We start from the raw sequence: 12,983 nt of genomic DNA on the forward strand, positions 1-12,983 counted from the left end.
TCACACGCCACCGTGGGCGCCGTTGCGAACGCCGCCCGTTCTCAACCTCGAGAACGTTATCAGATATGAGATCATTGGCCTCATGGCAACCGTGAATCTCCTCCTCCACCCGGTCCGGATGCGCGTCATCCAGACTCTGGTCGGCGCCGGTGAGCTGACCACCGCCCAGCTCCGGGAACGCCTGCCGGACGTCTCACCGGCCACCATGTACCGGCACGTCGCGACGCTCACCCAGGCAGGCATCCTGGAAGTGGTCCACGAGAGACCCGTACGCGGGACGGTGGAACGCAGTTACCGGGTCCGGCAGGACGAGGCACTCGTCGACGAGGAGGCCCGCGCCGGCATGACCAAGGACGACCACCGGCAGGCCTTCACCGTCTTCACCGGGGCGATGATGACCGACCTCGACCGCTACCTCTCCCGCGAGGACGCCGACCCCGCGCAGGAGGGCGTCCTCTACCGGCAGGGGGCGGTGTGGGCGACCCCCGAGGAGTTCTCCGCGCTGGTGGAGGAGCTGGAGGCGCTGGTCGCCCGCCGTACGGGACGCGCCCCCGGCGACGGCCGCGTCCGGCACATCATCAGCCTCGCCCTGGTGCCCGACAAGGCGGCGGGGGAGGACCCGGTCTCCTGAGCCCACCTGCGCGTGAAGGCCGGCCACGGCACCCGGTAACGCGCCGTTTCCGGCCATGGCTGGAACCGCGCGCACGGACGCGGGCGTCGCAGTGACCATGGAAGATCATCCGAACGGTGCCGTCCTGATGATCGACTCGGAGGGCGGCCGGGCCGGCAGATCCGTCGTGGCCGAGGGTCTGAGGATCACCGGCCGCGACCGGCGCCCCGTGTTCGCCTCGGCCGCCCTCGCGGTCGCGGCGGCGTCCGTCGTCGGCGGCGGGATCGTGGCCGCCGGGTTCGCGGTGTCGTGGGGCCTCTTCCTGGAGGCCGGACGAACCGCCGAGAGGTCCATCGCGTACGAGGAGTCCTACGTCGCGTACATCGACCAGTGGGACGGCCTCGTCAAGGTCGCGTTCTGCGTGTACCCCCTGCTGCTCCTCCTCGCGACCGCCCTGGTCGCCTGGCTGTTCACCGCCCAGGCGGTGACCGTGGCCCACGCGCGGGAGCGCGACGCGGCGGGCGCGCCGCCGGGCGCCGGTCCCGGGACGCTCACCCTCCGCGCCCTGTGGCGACGGTCCCGTCCGCACCTGGGCGCAGCCTTCCGCGTCCAGTGGCTCACCCTGGTGTGCGCCCTCGTCCCGGCGTCGGCGGGCCTGCTCGTGCTGGCCGCAGTCGCCGAGGAGTGGGTGCCGGGGGTGGTGTGGCCCACGTACCACGACCCGGCGACCGTGCCGTTCATCCTGGTGGGACGGGTCCTGCCGGTGGTGATCTGGGGGCTCGGGCTGGTCCTCCTCGCCCGCTTCGCGCCGGCCACCGCCGTACGGGTGGCGGACCGCTGCTCGGCGACGGCCGCGATGCGCCGTTCCTGGACGCTGACCCGTACCGCACGGCTGCGCACCGCCGGGGTCTGCCTACTGGCCGCGGCCGTGATCGCCGTGGCCGTCGTGGTGCTGAAGTGGCTCGGTACGTACGTGGCGCACGGGGCCGGACTGCTCATGCTCGCCACCACCGACGACAACGTGTGGGTCACCGGTGTCCTCGTCATCATCACCCCGGTCGCGGTGGCACTCGTGCTCCTGCCCGTGGTGCTGGCGCCGGTGGGCGTGGTGCTCGCCTGCCTGCGCGCCCGGCTCGCCTGAAGGAGGCGGCCGCCCCGTGTACCGGACGGCGTAGGCCCGCGCATGGCCCGCCACCTCGCGGACATGTCGGACGCCGGGCAGGGCGTGACATGAGCCGTATGGTGCTGATATGTGCGGAATCGTGGGTTATGTCGGTGGACAGTCGGCGCAGGACGTCGTCGTCGCGGGACTGAAGCGCCTCGAATACCGGGGCTACGACTCGGCCGGTGTCGCCGTTCCGGCGGACGGCGGCCTGGCCGCGGCCAAGAAGGCCGGGAAGCTCGTCAATCTGGAGAAGGAACTCAAGGACCGGCCGCTGCCCGCCGGGAACACCGGTCTCGGGCACACCCGTTGGGCCACGCACGGCGGGCCGACCGACGCCAACGCGCACCCGCACCTGGACAACGCGGGCCGGGTCGCCGTCGTGCACAACGGGATCATCGAGAACTTCGCCGTCCTGCGCGAGGAACTGACCGGCCGCGGTCATCACCTCGCCTCCGAGACCGACACCGAGGTGGTGGCCCACCTCCTGGCGGAGGCGTACTCCTCGGCCGGGGAGCTGGCCGAGGCCATGCGGCAGGTGTGCCGACGGCTGGAAGGCGCGTTCACCCTGGTCGCGGTGCACGCCGACGAGCCCGGCACGGTCGTCGGGGCCCGGCGAAACTCGCCCCTGGTGGTGGGCGTCGGGGACGGCGAGATGTTCCTCGCCTCGGACGTCGCCGCGTTCATCGCCCACACCCGCTCCGCGATCGAACTCGGCCAGGACCAGGTGGTGGAGCTGCGCCGGGACGGGGCCACCGTCACCGGCTTCGACGGCCGCCCCGCCGGGACGCGCGCCTACCACGTGGACTGGGACGCGTCCGCCGCCGAGAAGGGCGGGTACGCCTCCTTCATGCTCAAGGAGATCGCCGACCAGCCGAAGGCCGTCGCCGACACCCTCCTCGGCCGCATCGGCGCCTCGGGCGCGCTCCACCTCGACGAGGTGCGCATCCCGCCGCACGAACTCAGAGAGGTCGACAAGGTCGTCGTCGTCGCCTGCGGGACCGCGTTCCACGCCGGGATGATCGCCAAGTACGCCATCGAGCACATCACCCGGCTGCCCTGCGAGACCGAGCTGGCCAGCGAGTTCCGCTACCGCGACCCGATTCTGGACGGACGGACCCTGGTCGTCGCCATCTCCCAGTCCGGCGAGACCATGGACACCCTGATGGCCCTGCGCCACGCCCGTGAGCAGGGGGCCAGGGTGCTGGCCATCTGCAACACCAACGGCTCGACCATCCCCAGGGAGTCCGACGCCGTCCTCTACACGCACGCCGGCCCCGAGGTCGCCGTCGCCTCCACCAAGGCGTTCCTGACCCAGCTCGTCGCCTGCTACCTGGTCGCGCTCTACCTCGGCCAGGTGCGCGGCACCAAATGGGGCGACGAGATCCGCACCGTGGTCCGCCAGCTCTCGGACATCCCCCGTCAGGTCGAGGCGGTCCTGGGCACGATGGAGCCCGTACGGGAGCTGGCCCGGACGCTCGCCGACCGGGACACCGTGCTCTTCGTGGGACGGCACGTCGGCTACCCGGTGGCCCTGGAGGGCGCGTTGAAGCTCAAGGAACTCGCGTACATGCACGCCGAGGGGTTCGCCGCCGGGGAGCTGAAGCACGGGCCGATCGCCCTCGTCGACGAGGGGCTGCCGGTCGTGGTCATCGTGCCGTCCCCGCGCGGCCGTTCGGTCCTGCACGACAAGATCGTGTCGAACATCCAGGAGATCAGGGCCCGTGGGGCGCGTACCGTCGTCATCGCCGAGGACGGCGACGAGGCGGTCGTGCCGTACGCCGACCACCTCGTCCGGATCCCGGCTGTGCCTACGCTGCTCCAGCCGCTGGTCGCCACCGTGCCGTTGCAGGTCTTCGCGTGCGAACTGGCGACCACCCGGGGCAACGAGGTGGACCAGCCGCGCAACCTGGCGAAGTCCGTGACGGTCGAGTGAGCGAATGAGTGAGTGGGCGCGTGATCATTGGGGTCGGGATCGATGTGGCGGAGGTCGAGCGCTTCGGCGCGGCGCTGGAGCGTACGCCCCAGCTCGCCGGGCGGCTCTTCCGGCCGGCGGAGCTGCTGCTGCCGGGTGGGGAACGGCGGGGGACCGCCTCGCTGGCGGCCCGGTTCGCCGCGAAGGAGGCCCTGGCCAAGGCGCTCGGCGCCCCGGCCGGACTGCTCTGGACGGACGCCGAGGTGTGCGTCGAGGACAGCGGCAGGCCCCGGCTGGAGGTGCGTGGCACGGTCGCCGCACGGGCGGCGGAGCTGGGGGTGCGCGGCTGGCACGTCTCGCTGAGCCACGACGCGGGGGTGGCGTCGGCCGTCGTGATCGCGGAGGGTTGAGCGTATGCGACATGCGTACAGCGTGGACAGGGTACGGGCCGCCGAGCGGGCCCTGATGGCACGGGTTCCGGAGGGCGCGCTGATGCGGCGCGCCGCCGCGGGCCTCGCGGTGGTCTGCGGCGACCTGCTCCGGCGCAACGGCCGGGTCTACGGGTCCCGGGTGCTGCTCCTCGTCGGCAGCGGTGACAACGGCGGCGACACCCTGTACGCCGGAGCCGCGCTCGCCCGGCGCGGGGCGGGCGTCCGGGCGGTGCTGACCGCGCCGGACAAGGCGCACCCGGGCGGGCGCGCCGCGCTGCTCGCGGCGGGCGGGCGGGTGACCGGCGCCCTGGGCGACCTCGGGACCGTGGACCTGGTCGTGGACGGCATCACCGGGATCGGCGGGCGGGGCGGCTTGCGCCCGGACGCCGAGCGGCTGGTGCGCGAGGCCACGGCCGGGCGGGCCCCGGTGCTCGCCGTGGACCTGCCGAGCGGCGTCGAGGCGGACACCGGGCAGGTGCTCGGCCCCGCCGTCCGGGCGGACGCCACGGTGACCTTCGGTACGTACAAGCCGGGCCTGCTCATCGACCCGGCGGCCGAACACGCGGGCGCCCTGCACCTCGTGGACATCGGCCTGGGGCCCGAACTGCCGGAGCGGCCCGACCTGGAGGCCCTCCAGTACGCGGACGTCGCCGCGCTGCTGCCCGTGCCGTCCGGCGAGAGCGACAAGTACCGGCGCGGAGTGGTCGGGGTGGCCGCGGGCTCCGAGCGGTACCCGGGCGCGGCCGTCCTGGCCGTCGCGGGCGCGCTGCACGGCGGCGCGGGCGCGGTCCGGTACGCCGGTCCCGGCGCGGACGCGGTCATCGCCCGCTTCCCGGAGACCCTGGTGCACCCCGGGCGGCCCTCGGAGGCCGGACGGGTGCAGGCGTGGGTGGTCGGGCCGGGCCTCGGCGACTCCTCGGCGTCGGCCACGGCGGTGGCCGACGTGCTCGCCTCCGACGTCCCGGTGCTGGTGGACGCGGACGGGCTGCGGCTGATGGACGCCGACGCCGTGCGCGCCCGTACCGCCCCGACCGTGCTCACCCCGCACGCCGGTGAGGCCGCGGCCCTGCTCGGCGCGGCCCGTGAGGAGGTCGAGGCCGGGCGGCTCGGCGCCGTACGGGAACTGGCCGCGCGCTACCGGGCCACCGTGCTGCTCAAGGGCTCCACCACCCTGGTCGCCCAGGACGGGGACGCGCCGGTGCGGGTCAACCCGACCGGCACGTCCTGGCTCGCCACGGCCGGCAGCGGCGACGTCCTGTCCGGGCTGACCGGTTCGCTGCTGGCGGCGGGTCTGGACCCCCGGGACGCGGCGTCGGTGGGCGCCTATCTGCACGGCCTGGCGGCGCGCCGGAGCTCGGACGGGGCGCCGGTGGCGGCCCGTGACGTGGCCGAGGCGATCCCCGCGGCCTGGCGGGACGTCTACGCCTGACCCACCCTGGAAGGGGGCGGGACACGCACCGGACGGGACACACGCACCGGGAGGATGAGAGCCGTGGACGACGCCGTACGCGTACGCAGGGTGTACGACCCGCCGGAGAAGGACGACGGCACCCGGGTGCTCGTCGACCGGCTGTGGCCGCGCGGGGTCTCCAAGGAGCACGCCGCCGTCGACGTGTGGGCCAAGGAGGCGGCCCCCTCGAAGGAGCTGCGCTCCTGGTACCACCAGGACCCCGACGGCCGCTTCGACGACTTCGTGGACCGCTACCGCACCGAGCTCGACGACTCCGCGCACCGGGACGCCGTCGAGGAACTGGCCGCCCTGCTGCGCGGGGACGGCCCGGTCACCTTCGTCACCGCCGTGAAGGAGGTCGGAACCAGCCAGGTGCCGGTGCTCGTGGAGCACCTGGAACACGTCACCGGCCGACGCTGACGCGTCACGGGCCCGCGATGCCGAGGACGCCGGGCCGGGGTGCCGAGGACGCCGGGCCCGCGATGTCGAGGACGCCGGGCCGGGCCGGTGAGAGACTGGGCCCGTTATGAATGAGACAGCGTCCTTGAGAGCACGTGCCGAGATCGACCTCGCCGCCCTGCGCGCCAACGTACGCGTCCTGCGGGAGCGGGCGTCCGGGGCGCAGCTCATGGCGGTGGTGAAGTCCGACGGGTACGGGCACGGGGCGGTGCCCTGCGCGCGGGCCGCCCAGGAGGCCGGCGCGGCCTGGCTGGGCACGGCCACCCCGCAGGAGGCGTTCGCGCTGCGGGAGGCCGGGATCGGCGGCCGGCTCATGTGCTGGCTGTGGACACCGGGCGGGCCGTGGCGCGAGGCGGTCGAGGCGGACATCGACGTCTCGGTGAGCGCCATGTGGGCCCTGCGTGAGGTCGTCGCCGCGGCCACCGCGGCGGGCCGGACGGCCCGGGTCCACCTCAAGGCCGACACCGGCCTCGGCCGGAACGGCTGCCAGCCCGCCGACTGGCCGGAACTCGTCTCGGCCGCCCGTGCCGCCGAGGAGGCGGGCGCCCTGCGGATCGTCGGCCTCTGGTCCCACTTCGCGTGTGCCGACGAGCCGGGCCACCCGTCCATCGAGGCCCAGCTGACGGTGTTCCGGGACATGGTGGCGTACGCCGAGAAGGAGGGCGTGCGGCCCGAGGTGCGGCACATCGCCAACTCCCCGGCGACCCTCACGGTCCCCGAGTCCCACTTCGACCTCGTCCGCACCGGGATCGCCGTGTACGGCCTCTCGCCCAGCCCCGAGCTGGGCACCCCGGCGGACCTCGGGCTGCGCCCCGTGATGACGCTGTCCGCCTCGGTGGCGCTGGTCAAGGAGGTACCGCCGGGCCACGGCATCAGTTACGGCCACCACTACACGACCTCCGCCGAGACGACGCTCGCCCTGGTGCCGGTCGGCTACGCGGACGGCGTCCCCCGGCACGCCTCGGGCCGTGGGCCGGTGCTGATCGACGGCACGGTCCGTACGATCGCCGGGCGCGTCGCGATGGACCAGTTCGTCGTGGACCTCGGGGGCGACACCCCGGAACCCGGCGCGCGGGCGGTGCTGTTCGGGCCGGGCGACCAGGGTGAACCCGGTGCCGAGGACTGGGCGGCAGCGGCGGACACCATCGTGTACGAGATCGTCACCCGGATCGGCGGCCGCGTGCCCCGGATCCATCTGAACGCCGCCCCCGAGCGGGGCTGACACCGGCCGGGCACGCCCGGCGACGACGGCTGAGGAGTACGGCAGGTGAGCGAGACCGGCGCGGGCGCGGGGGACGTGGCGGCGACGGCGGCCGTCGCGGCGGCCGGCTGGCGCCGGGCGGGGTTCGCCGGGGCGGCGATAGGGGTCCTCGCGGCGGGCGCGGCGGCCGGGGTCGCCGTCGAACGGCTCACGGTGGGCCGGGGGATGCGCAAGAAGGCCCGCCTGGCCCTGGACGCCTCCGGCCCGTACGGCTCCCTGCGGGGACGGCCCGGCCGGGCCGTCGCGGACGACGGCACCGAGCTGTACTACGAGGTGGACGAGGCCGGACCGGACGCCGCCCCGGGCCCTGTCGGCGCGGAGGGTGACGGGGCGGGCGGCGGCGGGGGCACCGGCCCGCGTCGGCGCAGGCTCTTCGGCGGCAAGGCCCCCGGGCCCGTCACCGTCGTCTTCAGCCACGGCTACTGCCTCAACCAGGACTCCTGGCACTTCCAGCGGGCCGCGCTGCGCGGTCTGGTGCGCACGGTGCACTGGGACCAGCGCAGCCACGGGCGGTCCGAGCGGGGCCGGGCGCAGGCCGACGGCGTCCCGCTCGGCATCGATCAGCTGGGGCGGGACCTGAAGGCGGTCATCGACGCGGCGGCGCCCGAGGGCCCGCTGGTGCTCGTGGGGCACTCGATGGGCGGGATGACGATGATGGCGCTCGCCGACCGCCACCCGGAGCTGATCCGCGACCGGGTCGCCGCGGTCGCCTTCGTCGGGACCTCCGGCGGGAAGCTCGGCGAGGTCAACTTCGGGCTGCCGGTGGCGGGTGTGAACGCGGTGCGCCGGGTGCTGCCCGGGGTACTCCGGGCGCTCGGCTCGCAGACGGAACTGGTGGAGCGGGGGCGCAGGGCGACCGCGGACCTGTTCGCGGGGCTGGTCAAGCGGTACTCGTTCGGTTCCAGGGACGTGGACCCGGCGGTCTCGCGGTTCGCGGAGCGGCTCATCGAGTCCACCCCGATCGACGTGGTCGCCGAGTTCTACCCGGCCTTCACCGAGCACGACAAGAGCGGCGCGCTGCCCGCCTTCCGGGACGTCCCGGTGCTCATCCTGGCCGGTGACAAGGACCTGGTGACCCCGAGTTCGCACAGCGAGGCCATCGCGGACCTGCTGCCGGACGCGGAACTGGTCATCGTGCCGGACGCCGGCCACCTGGTCATGCTGGAGCACCCCCAGACCGTCACGGACCGGCTCGCGGACCTGCTGGTACGGATCGGAGCGGTTCCGGCCGAAGGGCCCTGATCCTCTACCGTTGCCCGCATGGAAGCAGCGCACAACGGCCCGGCCGCCGCGGCCCCCGGCCCCGTCATCCTGGAGCTCTCCGTCGGGTCGCCCGACCAGATGCGGGACCTGGGCCGCCGTATCGCGGCGGTGCTGGCCCCCGGGGACCTGGTGATGCTCACCGGCGAGCTGGGCGCGGGCAAGACCACCCTGACCCGCGGACTCGGTGAGGGCCTGGGCGTACGCGGCGCGGTGACCTCGCCCACCTTCGTGATCGCCCGCGTCCATCCGCCGCTGGGCACCGGCCCGGCCCTGGTCCACGTGGACGCGTACCGGCTGGGCGGCGGGCTCGACGAGATGGAGGACCTGGACCTCGACGTGTCGCTCCCGGAGTCGGTCGTCGTCGTGGAGTGGGGCGACGGCAAGGTGGAGGAGCTGGCGGAGGACCGGCTGCACGTGGTCATCGACCGCGCGGTCGGCGACACCGACGACGAGCGGCGCACGGTGCGGCTGGTGGGGATCGGGGCCCGCTGGGCGGGGCTGCGGACGGACCTGCCGGAGGGCTGAGCACCGCTCCGCGGAGGGGCCGTGGCCCGTGCGGCGGCCCCTGAGTAGGGTTGGCCCGGGTCCGGCGCCGACACGGGGGACAGACGCATGGAGCACCTGCGGGGGGACGATCCTGCCCGGATCGGTCCTTACACGGTCCTGGGCCGGTTCGGCACCGGGCACGCCCCCGGCCCGCCCCGGGAGCCGAGGTACGTCGCGCGGAGCGCGGACGGCGACCGCACGGTGCTCCTCTGCCTCCCGCGCACCGGAGCGGACCCCGCGCGCTGGGCGGTCGAGGCACGTCATGCCCGGGACCTGTCCGTCCCCGGCTTCCTCCCGGTGGACGAGGTGGGCGGTACGGCGGCCGCCCCCTGGTACGCGGTGCCCTACGTCCCGGCCCTCCCGCTCCCCGACGCACTCGCGGCCTGCCGGGGGCCCCTCCCGGAGCCGTTCGTACGGGTCATGGGCCGGGGGCTGGCCGCGTCGCTGCGGGCGGCGCACGCCCGGGGCGTGGTCCACGCGGGGCTGTCCCCGGCCGCCGTCCTGATCACCCCGGGAGGGGTCCGGCTCGCCGGTTTCGGGGCGGTGCGCGGTGCCGGGGAGGACGGACGGCACCGGGGGGACGTGCCGGGTCTCGACCACAGCGCCCTGCCTCCCGAGCAGATGACGGGCGGCCGGCCGCGTCCGCTCGGAGACGTCTACGGAATCGGAGCGGTGCTCTCGTACGCGAGCACCGGTCACACCGTTCCCCAGCGGGAGGAGATCCCCGACGGACTGCGGGCCGTGATCAGCGCGTGCCTGGCCCGTGACCCGGCCCAACGGCCGGACGCGGCGCGCCTGGAGGCGCTTCTCGCGGCGGTGCCCGCCCCCGCGCCGGTGCCCGTCTCCGTGCCCGCCCCCGCGTCCGCCACCGCCGACGGCCCCTGGAGCGGCCCGGCCGTCCACGCCGCGCCGGGGGTCTCGCACGTGCCGGGCGGGCGGCCGGCCACGGTGATCGACGCCCCCTTCGCCGCCGCCCTCCCCGCCCCGGTCGCCGTGGCCCTCGCCCGGGTCGCGGCCGCCGTGCTCGCGGCCGGGCCCGCCGGGCCCGCGCCGGCCCCGTACGACCGCCCGCCGCTCGCACCCGACGCACTGGACTGACGGCCATGTTCTCCCCCCTCACCCATGACGACCCCGTCCGGATCGGCGGATACCGCCCGGTGGCCCGCCTCGGTGGCGGAGGCATGGGCACGGTCTATCTGGCCCGGTCGGCGGACGGCCGCACCGCGGCCCTGAAGACCATGCACGCCCGCCTGGCCACGGACCCCGTCTCCCGTGGCCGCTTCCGCCTGGAGACCGACGCGGCCCGGATCATCGGCCCGGTGCACGGCGCCCGGGTCCTCGACGCGGATCCCTCCGCCGACATCCCGTGGCTGGCGACCGAGTACGTGCTGGGTCCGGGCCTCGACGAGGCGGTCTCCTCCAGGGGGCCGCTCCCCGAGCCCGCCGTACGGGCCCTCGGCGCCCTGCTGTGCGCGGCACTGACCCAGCTCCACCGCTCGGACGTCGTCCACCGCGACCTCAAGCCGTCCAACATCATGCTCACCGTCGACGGGCCCAAGCTCATCGACTTCGGCATCGCCCGCGCCGACGGGGACGACCACCTCACCCGTACCGGAACGGCCGCGGGCACCCCCGCCTTCATGTCACCGGAGCAGGCGATCGGCCAGGAGCACACCGCGGCCGGTGACGTCTTCGCGCTCGCCGGGGTCCTCACCTACGCGGCCACCGGCCACGGCCCCTTCGGGACGGGGCAGCCCGCGGACCTCCTCTACCGGGTCCGCTACGCCGAGCCCGACCTCACCGGGCTCCCCCCGGCCCTGGCACCCGTGCTCGGCCAGGCCCTCGGCAAGGTCCCGGCCGGACGGTCCGGCGCTTCGTCCGCGAGGCCGACATGGCGCGGGCGGTCGTCAGCGGCGGCGTCGCCAAGGTCATCGGCAGCAGCACCGAGGGCGGACGGCCCTGGATCGCGACCGAGTTCCTGATCGGCCCCACGCTCGACGAGGCGGTCGCCACCCACGGCCCGCTGGACGAACCGGCCGTACGCGCCCTCGCCGCGGCGGTGGCACGCGGACTGCGGGACATCCACGCCGCCGGCCTCGTGCACCGCGATGTGAAGCCCGGCAACATCGTGCTCACCGACGACGGCCCCCGGATCATCGACTTCGGCATCGCGCGCCCCGAGCACGGCCTGACGCTCACCCTCACCGGCCAGGTACCGGTGACACCGGGCTACGGTGCCCCCGAGCAGGTGCTCGGCCACCGGGCGGGACCGGCGGCCGACGTCTTCTCCCTGGGGGCCGTGCTGGTGTACGCGGCGAGCGGACGGCGGGCGTACGAAGGCGGGCACATCGCGGCCGTGCAGTACGAGGTCGTCCACGGCGAGCCGCGCCTGGACGGGGTGCCGGACGCCCTGCGGCCCCCGATCGTCCCCTGCTTCGCCAAGGACCCCGTACAGCGCCCCTCCACAGAGGCGATCGCCGCGGCCTTCGACCCGCCGCGCGGCGCCGACCGCGTCTGGCGCCACGGCCCCCTCGCCCAGGACGTCTCGGCGCGTCGGCGCAGCCTCCACGCACTCACCACGGCGGTGGCCGTGGACACGGGCCGCCCCCTGTCGCGCCGCCGCCTGCTGACCGCGCTCGCCGTCGGCGGGGTGGCCGTCGCCGGGGGCGGTGGAACCGCCTTGTGGCTGCACGGACGCGACCGGCGGGACCCCTTCTCCGTGCCGCCGGCCGTGAAGACACCGAAGGCCCCGGCCCTGTCCGCCGAGAAGGGCGACTACGTCTACGGCGAGACGCCCGAACCCCTGTGGAGACGTTCCTCGGTGTTCGGCGACGACACCCCCGCACCGCTGCCGGTGCGCGACGTGATCGTGGTCGGCGCTCCCGGCGGAGGCATCGCGGCGCACTCGGTCGTGGACGGCGAGGTCCGCTGGACGGCACCCGGCACGGCGTCCGCCCGCCGCTACGTCTCGCTCTCCGGCCGACTGGTGGCGGCGGCGGACCGCGACGGCGTGCTGCGCACCTTCGTGGCCTCGACGGGCGAGCCGAAGTGGACCGCGGACGCCGACGTCTCCTGGGTCCTGGCGGCGGACGACGACGCGGTCTACGTGGTCGTGGGCGACGGCCGTCTGCGGAGCATCGGCCGGGCGGACGGAAAGGTGCGCTGGACCGTGGACGCCGGGAGCGGGCTCGGCGGGAAGCCCGGACCGCGCGGGCTCACGGCGGGCGGGCGGCTGGTCGTCGCCGCGGCCGCCGGTACCGTCGTCGCCGTCCGGACCGATGACGGCGGCAAGGCGTGGGAGCTGCGCGAACGGGGCGAGGGGCGGCCCGCGATCACGGCCGCCGCGGGCACCGTCTTCGTGGCCGGCGAGCGCCTGCTGGCCGTGGACGCCGGTGACGGCCGAAGGCGCTGGGCCGCCGAGAACCCGAAGGTGCCGGGGGCCACACCGTACTGGGGCCCTCCCACGGTGCATGGCAGCCATCTGTACGCGGCGTTCCTGGGGTACCCCCTGCGCCTGGGCACCAAGGACGGAAAGCCGACCGACTGGGCCCATGAGGGTCTGATCCAGTGCGACGCGCCGAGCCCGCTCGTCGTCCAGGGGGACGGGTTCTGGTCGGTCGCGGTGAACGACACCGGGGGAGGGGTCAATGTGATCGATCTGGCCGAGGACCGCAGCCCGTGGGTGTTCCCCGTCATCGAGAACACCGATCGCTACTGGCTGACGGCCGACGGCAACCGCGTCTTCGTCCTGGACGGTGACGCGCTGACCGCGCTGCCGGTGTTCTGAGGCGGCCCCGGGCGCTTTTGCCGACAGCTCGTCGGTAAGTGTTGCGTGCGGGGGCGCGGACGTGGTCCCATGGGAGGAGACTTGGTTAGGTCTACCTAA

The 12,983-nt window shown here is 74.9% G+C and carries 12 protein-coding genes; all 12 read left to right on the plus strand.

Annotated features, from left to right (window positions below; all coding sequences use genetic code 11):
* The first annotated feature begins 82 nt into the window (after positions 1-82).
* The 12 genes from B9S64_RS20125 to B9S64_RS20180 all read left to right on the plus strand — a co-directional run bounded on the left by B9S64_RS20125 (position 83) and on the right by B9S64_RS20180 (position 12,884).
* Complete coding sequence (locus B9S64_RS20125; RefSeq protein WP_103492578.1) at positions 83-631, plus strand: helix-turn-helix domain-containing protein; 549 nt, start codon at positions 83-85, stop codon at positions 629-631.
* 55 nt (positions 632-686) lie between these two features.
* Positions 687-1,751 carry a hypothetical protein gene (locus B9S64_RS20130; RefSeq protein WP_258037968.1) on the plus strand — a complete coding sequence of 355 codons (1,065 nt, stop codon included), beginning with the start codon at positions 687-689 and terminating at the stop codon, positions 1,749-1,751.
* Between the two features lie 109 nt (positions 1,752-1,860).
* Positions 1,861-3,708 carry a glutamine--fructose-6-phosphate transaminase (isomerizing) gene (gene glmS / locus B9S64_RS20135; protein WP_103492579.1) on the plus strand — a complete coding sequence of 616 codons (1,848 nt, stop codon included), beginning with the start codon at positions 1,861-1,863 and terminating at the stop codon, positions 3,706-3,708.
* A gap of 20 nt (positions 3,709-3,728) precedes the next feature.
* Positions 3,729-4,097: a holo-ACP synthase gene (locus B9S64_RS20140; RefSeq protein WP_028439225.1), complete on the plus strand. Its 369-nt coding sequence runs from the start codon at positions 3,729-3,731 to the stop codon at positions 4,095-4,097.
* A gap of 4 nt (positions 4,098-4,101) precedes the next feature.
* Positions 4,102-5,547, plus strand: coding sequence for a bifunctional ADP-dependent NAD(P)H-hydrate dehydratase/NAD(P)H-hydrate epimerase (locus B9S64_RS20145; RefSeq protein WP_028439224.1), 1,446 nt, complete (start codon positions 4,102-4,104; stop codon positions 5,545-5,547).
* Between the two features lie 54 nt (positions 5,548-5,601).
* Positions 5,602-5,988 carry a DUF488 domain-containing protein gene (locus B9S64_RS20150; protein WP_030628782.1) on the plus strand — a complete coding sequence of 129 codons (387 nt, stop codon included), beginning with the start codon at positions 5,602-5,604 and terminating at the stop codon, positions 5,986-5,988.
* A 106-nt stretch (positions 5,989-6,094) separates the two neighbouring features.
* The gene (gene alr / locus B9S64_RS20155) at positions 6,095-7,249 is read left to right on the plus strand and encodes an alanine racemase (protein WP_030628784.1); all 1,155 of its coding nucleotides are present in this window, start codon (positions 6,095-6,097) and stop codon (positions 7,247-7,249) included.
* A gap of 45 nt (positions 7,250-7,294) precedes the next feature.
* Positions 7,295-8,530: an alpha/beta fold hydrolase gene (locus B9S64_RS20160; protein WP_109492077.1), complete on the plus strand. Its 1,236-nt coding sequence runs from the start codon at positions 7,295-7,297 to the stop codon at positions 8,528-8,530.
* Positions 8,531-8,548: 18 nt separating this feature from the next.
* Complete coding sequence (gene tsaE / locus B9S64_RS20165) at positions 8,549-9,076, plus strand: tRNA (adenosine(37)-N6)-threonylcarbamoyltransferase complex ATPase subunit type 1 TsaE (RefSeq protein ID WP_103488390.1); 528 nt, start codon at positions 8,549-8,551, stop codon at positions 9,074-9,076.
* Positions 9,077-9,163: 87 nt separating this feature from the next.
* A complete protein-coding gene (locus tag B9S64_RS34560) occupies positions 9,164-10,195 on the plus strand; it encodes a serine/threonine protein kinase (protein ID WP_181387631.1) in 1,032 nt (343 codons plus the stop codon).
* A gap of 5 nt (positions 10,196-10,200) precedes the next feature.
* Positions 10,201-11,079, plus strand: a complete 879-nt coding sequence (locus B9S64_RS20175; protein WP_146060132.1) for a serine/threonine-protein kinase — start codon at positions 10,201-10,203, stop codon at positions 11,077-11,079.
* On the plus strand, positions 10,989-12,884 hold the full coding sequence (locus B9S64_RS20180; RefSeq protein WP_103492105.1) for a PQQ-binding-like beta-propeller repeat protein: 1,896 nt from the start codon (positions 10,989-10,991) through the stop codon (positions 12,882-12,884). The genes B9S64_RS20175 and B9S64_RS20180 overlap by 91 nt, the downstream gene beginning before the upstream one ends.
* Positions 12,885-12,983: the final 99 nt, after the last annotated feature.

Origin of the sequence: Streptomyces sp. SM18, assembly GCF_002910775.2 — a bacterium.
Lineage (GTDB): Bacteria > Actinomycetota > Actinomycetes > Streptomycetales > Streptomycetaceae > Streptomyces > Streptomyces halstedii.

What these genes read in the sequence shown, in the direction of transcription:
- B9S64_RS20125 (WP_103492578.1), top strand. Translation starts at nt 83, where the DNA reads ATGGCAACCGTGAATCTCCTCCTCCACCCGGTCCGGATGCGCGTCATC.
- B9S64_RS20130 (WP_258037968.1), top strand. Translation starts at nt 687, where the DNA reads ATGGCTGGAACCGCGCGCACGGACGCGGGCGTCGCAGTGACCATGGAA.
- glmS (WP_103492579.1), top strand. Translation starts at nt 1,861, where the DNA reads ATGTGCGGAATCGTGGGTTATGTCGGTGGACAGTCGGCGCAGGACGTC.
- B9S64_RS20145 (WP_028439224.1), top strand. Translation starts at nt 4,102, where the DNA reads ATGCGACATGCGTACAGCGTGGACAGGGTACGGGCCGCCGAGCGGGCC.
- B9S64_RS20150 (WP_030628782.1), top strand. Translation starts at nt 5,602, where the DNA reads ATGAGAGCCGTGGACGACGCCGTACGCGTACGCAGGGTGTACGACCCG.
- alr (WP_030628784.1), top strand. Translation starts at nt 6,095, where the DNA reads ATGAATGAGACAGCGTCCTTGAGAGCACGTGCCGAGATCGACCTCGCC.
- tsaE (WP_103488390.1), top strand. Translation starts at nt 8,549, where the DNA reads ATGGAAGCAGCGCACAACGGCCCGGCCGCCGCGGCCCCCGGCCCCGTC.
- B9S64_RS34560 (WP_181387631.1), top strand. Translation starts at nt 9,164, where the DNA reads ATGGAGCACCTGCGGGGGGACGATCCTGCCCGGATCGGTCCTTACACG.
- B9S64_RS20175 (WP_146060132.1), top strand. Translation starts at nt 10,201, where the DNA reads ATGTTCTCCCCCCTCACCCATGACGACCCCGTCCGGATCGGCGGATAC.
- B9S64_RS20180 (WP_103492105.1), top strand. Translation starts at nt 10,989, where the DNA reads ATGGCGCGGGCGGTCGTCAGCGGCGGCGTCGCCAAGGTCATCGGCAGC.